The sequence below is a fragment of the Sulfitobacter sp. HI0040 genome (assembly GCF_001634885.1).
Classification (GTDB): domain Bacteria; phylum Pseudomonadota; class Alphaproteobacteria; order Rhodobacterales; family Rhodobacteraceae; genus Sulfitobacter.
On the sequence record NZ_LWEX01000226.1, the window covers coordinates 1 to 552 of the forward strand.

Here is a 552-nt window from a genome sequence, read left to right on the forward strand (position 1 = left end):
AAGATATGACTGGGCGGGGCGGGCATCTCTTCGATGACTTCCGCCATCAGTGCCAGATAGCCTTCCATCACGTGAAAGGGCCTGTCGGTATAGCCGGGCCACGACCCGTCAGAGAGCAGTTCCCACCCCTGATCGGCCGCGGCCTTTTCGGCGGCGGCCATGCTGGCTTCGTAGGTGGCCCCCTCCCGCCGCACCTCTGCGCCCTGGTCGGCAAGGCGTTCTGCAAAGGCATCGGGCACGGTATCGGCGATATAGATGACGGCGCGCGCCCCGAAGGCGGCGGCCCCCGCCGCAACGGAAAGCCCGTGGTTGCCCGCGCTGGCGGTGACATAGGTGGTGCCTGCCGCCTTCGCGTCCTGCGCGTCCCGGGCGATGACATAGGCAGCACCCAGCGCCTTGAAGCTGCCCAGCCCCATGCGCCCGCGCTCATCCTTCAGCCAGACTTCGGCGACGGATGCTTCCACGGCGATGGCCTCCGCCTGAACGAGCGAGGTCGCGTTTGCGACGGGGCATCGGGTCAGCAACGCGCGGGGGGCGTCGGCATCCGTCGAT

Annotated in this window: 1 protein-coding gene; it reads right to left on the reverse strand. The window is 68.1% G+C overall.

Annotated elements, in window-relative coordinates:
* Nucleotides 1-552: pyridoxal-phosphate dependent enzyme (locus tag A3728_RS12785; protein ID WP_236630492.1), on the reverse strand; the 552-nt coding region annotated here is incomplete at both ends.